Here is a 5,329-nt window from a genome sequence, read left to right as displayed (position 1 = left end):
TTATCTTGACCACAGGGATCCCCCCCTTATTGCCTGGATCCTGGGCCGTGATTAAGCGCTCCAGATCCGTCGAAACCCCATGTTGTTCAAGGTCGGCTCCGCATCGGGATCCAGCACCGTAAAACCGGGATCCCATATTGTCCGGCCAAGCTTGTGACCTGATTCTTAAGGCTGCCGATCAACGGAGCCAATGGCAAGGGATTGACAGCGGAGCCAAAGTACCTCAAAGTTTCCGGCATAGTGGGCTTTGTCCGGCTCAAGCCCTCCCCTGATTACTCAGTATCGGAGCGGCGGGATTTGAACCCACGACCCCCACTACCCCAAAGTGGTGCGCTACCAAGCTGCGCTACGCCCCGACGCACTTACGGGTAGAAGCCCATGAAGTGCCTAGCTAGTCTAGCATCGGATCGCGGCCAGAGTTAACCCCAAGCTGCGGGATCCCGTGGAAAACATGCTAGCTTAGTTAAGCCGTTAAGAAATCGCACGCCTGAACCACCGGGTGTCCTTACAGCCCTCTCGCGGTTTGCTGCAACAGCTCCTGAGTTCCTTGCCAATGGGGGTAGAGCGCTCTGTGCAGGTAACCGGCGGGAAGGCCGTAACTGGGATCCGTTCGGGCGGAGGCTAACCCGTAGGAGAGGAAAAACTCATGAGCGTAGTCAGTTTGCCTCAACTGTTGGAGGCAGGGGTTCACTTCGGCCACAAGGCCAGCCGCTGGAACCCGAAAATGCGGCCCTACATCTTTACCGAGCGGAACGGCATCCACATTATCGATTTGGTGCAGACGGCCCGCTATCTGAACGAAGCCTACGAGTATGTGCGGGATGCTGCTGACAGGGGTTGGCGCTTCCTGTTTGTGGGCACCAAACGGCAAGCTGCCGGGATCATCGCTCAAGAGGCTCGTCGCTGTGGCAGCTACTATGTCAACCAGCGCTGGTTGGGGGGCATGCTCACCAACTGGGCCACCATCAAAACCCGCATCGACCGCCTCAAAGAAATTGAGGAGATGGAGAGCAGTGGTCTTCTGGATCGCCTGCCCAAACAAGAGGCCAGCCGTCTGCGGCGAGAGTTGGCCAGGTTGGAAAAGTACTTAGGCGGCATTAAAACGATGCGCAAGCTCCCCGATGCGGTGATCATCGTCGATCAGCGGCGGGAGGCCAACGCCGTTCAGGAATGTATCAAGCTGAACATCCCGATCATCTCACTGCTGGACACCAACTGCGACCCCGATCTCAGCGATATCTTCATTCCCTCTAACGACGATGCCATTCGAGCGATTAAGCTGATTGTAGGCAAGTTGGCGGATGCCATCTACGAAGGGCGGCATGGGCAGCTCGACACCGTTGAGGAGGATGAGTACGACTACGAAGGGGCGATGGATCTGGACGACGACATTCTGGAAGACATGGAGGACGAAGAAGAAGGAGAAGCCGAGGAAGGCTAGACCGAGGGCAGGGATCCCGTGCAATCCGGGCACTTCCCTGCCTGTTCCCTATCCAGAGGCGTGTATTCTTGAAATCTAGGTTTACAATTCTACCGAAGCCCGCTCATTCTCACTCATATCCCGCCACATTCTTCCCGTTCTTTCATTCGAGGAGCCCTCATGAGCATTGATGCCAAACTGGTCAAAGAGCTGCGCGAAAAGACGGGCGCAGGCATGATGGACTGCAAAAAAGCCCTGGAAGATTCCGGTGGCGATATGGAGAAAGCCATCACCTGGCTGCGACAGAAAGGGTTGGCAGGGGCAGCCAAAAAGGCCAGTCGCGTCGCGGCAGAGGGGGCAGTTGACAGCTACATCCACTTCGGCAATCGAATTGGGGTGTTGGTGGAAGTGAACTGCGAGACGGACTTCGTGGCCCGCAACGAAGATTTCAAGAAATTGGTGCAAGACATCGCCAAGCAGATTGCCGCCTGCCAAAACGTAGAATACGTCAGCGTTGACCAGATCCCTGCTGAAGTGGTGGAGCGGGAAAAAGCCATTGAAATGGGCAAAGAAGATCTGGCCAATAAGCCGGAGAACATACGCGAGAAGATCGTGCAAGGTCGCATCGAAAAGCGCCTGAAAGAGTTATCCCTGTTGGATCAACCCTTTATTAAAGATTCCTCGATCACGGTGGAGGAATTGGTCAAGCAGCACATTGCCAAACTGGGGGAAAACATTCGGGTGCGGCGGTTTGTGCGCTTTGTCCTGGGAGAGGGGATCGAGAAAGAAGAAGTGGATTTTGCTGCTGAGGTTGCCGCTCAAGCCGGTCTCAAGCCGGCAGAGGCCCCCAAAGTGGAAGAGACTCCACCCGCTCCTCCTGAAGAACCTGCCCCAGAACCGGCCCCTGCTGCCGAGAGCAAGCCGGCCAAAAAAGGCTCCGCCAAGAAAAAGAAATAGCCGGTCAAGGCTGAGCTGTAGGGCCATGTCGGCGGTGCAGAGGCGTTGAAACTGCGTTATGGAGAGTGTGGGCACCTCTATGTCGGCAGTTCTATAACCACTACGCTTGGGTATCCCTTGGGGGAAAGGCTAGGTTATGCATGCAAATGTTTTGATCCTCCCGCCTTGGCAGGGTTAACTCCAGCACGCTAGGGTAGCAGACGGCCTTTTTGGATCCCGGGCATGAGTTTTATCTTGCGCAATGCGTTAATTCCCACCGCCACCGGCTACGAAACCGCAGATGTGCGAATCGAGGGGGAACGGATTGCTGCCATAGGCAGAGGGTTACCCGCAACGGGCGCAGACAGCCTGGAACTGGATGCCAGTAACCAACTCTTGCTGCCGGGCTTTGTCAATGCCCACACCCATTCTTCCGAAATGTGGCAACGAGGGATCATACCGCCCTATCCGCTGGAGCTGTGGCTGGCACAACTGCACGAGTATGCGCCGCCGGATCCGGAAAAAATCTATCTCAGCGCGCTGGGGACGGCGGTGGAAACCCTGCTGACGGGGGGCACCTCGGTGGTGGATCATCTGGTGTTGATCCCAGGCCAAGAGTTGGCCACCATTGAGGCGGCGGTACGGGCCTACCGAGAAGTCGGGATCCGCGCCTTCGTGGGCCCCTTGATCCAGGATCAGGCTCTCTCTCGGGGGTTGCCCAGCAGCTCCTCTTGGGATCGGGAGCCGGAAACCTATCCCCTCTCCACAGCAGAGGTGCTGGCCATTGTGGAAGAGGCGGTGCAGCGCTTTCACCGGCCAGAAGAGGGCATTACCCTCATGGTGGCTCCCACAGGGATCCAACTGTGCTCAGACGAGCTGTTCAAGGGCTGTGCGGAGTTGAGCCAGAAGTATGACCTACCCCGCCACGCCCACCTGTTGGAAACCCGCGCCCAGCAGATGTTGGCCCAGGAAAAGTACGGCTGTAGTGCTGTGGAGCATCTGGAGCGCTTGGGCTACCTAGACCGGAAAACTTCCTTGGCCCACTGCGTCTGGCTCAGCGATGCCGATATTGAAATCCTGGCCCGTACCGGCTCTACGGTTGTTCACAACCCCCTGAGCAACCTGCGCCTAGGCAGCGGCATTGCCCCCATCTTGAAATACCGCCGGGCAGGGGTGAACGTGGCCTTTGGCTGCGATGGGGCTGCCAGCAACGATTCCCAGGATCTCCTGGAGGCCATCAAAATCGGCACCATCCTGCACAACATCACCGATCCCGACTACCGCCACTGGATTTCTCCCCGCGAGAGCATCGAGATGGCAGCCCGAGGTGGGGCAATCGGCTTGGGCCTGGGGGATCAGATGGGATCCCTGGAAGTGGGCAAGCAAGCGGATCTGGTGCTGTACGATCTCACCCAACTGTCGCTGTTGCCCCGTACCGATCCCATTGGGCTGCTGGTGTTGGGTCGGCCCACCCAGGCAGTGCATAGCGTTTGGGTGCGAGGAAAACAGGTAGTGTCCGGCGGAGCCGTGACGACGGTGGATGTGGCCAAGCTGCGGCAGGATCTGTTTGCCCACAGCACCTGGGATCCCTTCCGCCGATCCCAGCAGGCAGAGCATCTGGAAGCTCGTTATCGTCGGGTGATGGGCTTGCCAAAGTAGCGTTGGATGTCCCTGTGTGGCCAGAAGAAGCAGACCGGGCCAGCATCACAGAGCAGGTGAAACGACAGGCCCTGGCCCTGGGTTTTGACAAAGTCGGCATTGCCAGCATAGAGGATCCCCCCGACTTGCGGGGTCTGCAAGCTTGGCTGGCTGCAGGCATGGCCGCCGACATGGCCTGGATGGCGGATCCTAGGCGAATGGATCCAAAGCAGGTGCTGCCGGGGGTGCAGTCGTTGGTCTGTGTGGCTTTGAGTTACTACACCCCCATCCGCCACAGCCAGGATCCCGGCAAGGGCAAGATCTCCCGCTACGCCTGGGGGCGAGATTATCACCGCGTGTTGGGACGGCGGCTCAAACAACTCCACCTCTGGATGCAAGCCCAGTTCCCAAATCATACGGGTCGATTCTACGTGGATACCGGCCCGGTTGCGGAAAAGCCCTGGGCCATGCAGGCGGGCTTGGGTTGGATCGGCAAAAACAGCCTGTTGCTCACCCGCGAGTACGGCTCCTGGGTGTTTCTGGGAGTGATCCTGACCACCCTGCCGTTGCTCCCTGACCAGCCCCACACCGCTCACTGCGGCACCTGTACCCGCTGCCTAGAGGCTTGCCCCACGCAGGCCATCGTCAGCCCAGGGGTGGTCGATTCCCGCCGCTGCATCGCCTATCACACCCTAGAAAGCCACGCCGAGCGGATCCCTGCCAAGATTGCCCAGAACCTGCACAACTGGGTGGCCGGCTGTGACATCTGCCAGGAGGTCTGCCCTTGGAACCAACGCTTTGCCCAACCCAGCCGGATCCCGGATTTTCAGCCCTACTCTTGGAATGTTGCCCCTGATCTCCAGGAGCTGGCCCGGATCGATGATCGGGAATTCGACCACAAGTTTCCGGCCTCTGCCCTGCGCCGGCTCAAGGCCCACCGCCTGCGCCGCAACGCCCAAGCAGCCCTGGAAGGCAATTCCAGCTCTGCAGCTGGCAGCAACGATTTGGAAGCCCCCTCTACTTAACTTGGATACGCTTTCCTAGCAGGATCTTGCGGCCTCGAGGCCGGCGCCAGAAAATGGTGGGGCTATTGTCTCTGGGCCAGGGACGCAAGCTAACATACATGCCCTACCCTCTTTCTGAGGCCACAGTGCTGGGCCGCCATGGTCTTGCTCTCGTGGGAGCGGTTTTGCGCAAAGGACGTGTGGACTTGGTGCAGGAGTTTACCCACCGCTTTGTTTGAGCTGGATCGACTCAAACACAGTAGCCCCACCTAAAACACGGTCATTTCAAGCTAGATTAGGACACTGATACATTCACGCTGAACTCTCCTGA

The 5,329-nt window shown here is 58.3% G+C and carries 3 protein-coding genes, 1 tRNA gene and 1 pseudogene; 4 read left to right on the top strand and 1 reads right to left on the bottom strand.

Features of this window, described 5'->3' with window-relative positions; genetic code table 11:
• Nucleotides 1-282: 282 nt before the first annotated feature.
• Nucleotides 283-356: transfer RNA gene (locus tag NW815_RS02720), tRNA-Pro, on the bottom strand.
• 290 nt (nucleotides 357-646) lie between these two features.
• Here NW815_RS02720 and rpsB point away from each other — a divergent pair.
• The 4 genes and pseudogenes from rpsB to queG all read left to right on the top strand — a co-directional run bounded on the left by rpsB (nucleotide 647) and on the right by queG (nucleotide 5,019).
• The gene (gene rpsB / locus NW815_RS02715) at nucleotides 647-1,441 is read left to right on the top strand and encodes a 30S ribosomal protein S2 (protein WP_011433146.1); all 795 of its coding nucleotides are present in this window, start codon (nucleotides 647-649) and stop codon (nucleotides 1,439-1,441) included.
• A 159-nt stretch (nucleotides 1,442-1,600) separates the two neighbouring features.
• A pseudogene (tsf, locus tag NW815_RS02710) lies at nucleotides 1,601-2,245 on the top strand (translation elongation factor Ts); the annotation flags it as partial.
• A 354-nt stretch (nucleotides 2,246-2,599) separates the two neighbouring features.
• Nucleotides 2,600-4,015 (top strand): amidohydrolase, encoded by a 1,416-nt coding sequence (locus tag NW815_RS02705; protein ID WP_414390055.1) that lies wholly within the window; start codon nucleotides 2,600-2,602, stop codon nucleotides 4,013-4,015.
• A 56-nt stretch (nucleotides 4,016-4,071) separates the two neighbouring features.
• Nucleotides 4,072-5,019: a tRNA epoxyqueuosine(34) reductase QueG gene (gene queG, locus NW815_RS02700; RefSeq protein ID WP_414390058.1), complete on the top strand. Its 948-nt coding sequence runs from the start codon at nucleotides 4,072-4,074 to the stop codon at nucleotides 5,017-5,019.
• The last annotated feature ends 310 nt before the right edge of the window (nucleotides 5,020-5,329 follow it).

Source organism: Synechococcus sp. R6-7 (assembly GCF_047461695.1).
GTDB lineage: Bacteria > Cyanobacteriota > Cyanobacteriia > Thermostichales > Thermostichaceae > Thermostichus.
The sequence above is the reverse complement of the archived record's forward strand: the minus strand, read 5'-3'. Positions and strand labels throughout refer to the sequence as shown.

Excerpts from the sequence above, each read along its gene's own strand:
- rpsB (WP_011433146.1), top strand. The coding sequence starts at position 647 with ATGAGCGTAGTCAGTTTGCCTCAACTGTTGGAGGCAGGGGTTCACTTC.
- NW815_RS02705 (WP_414390055.1), top strand. The coding sequence starts at position 2,600 with ATGAGTTTTATCTTGCGCAATGCGTTAATTCCCACCGCCACCGGCTAC.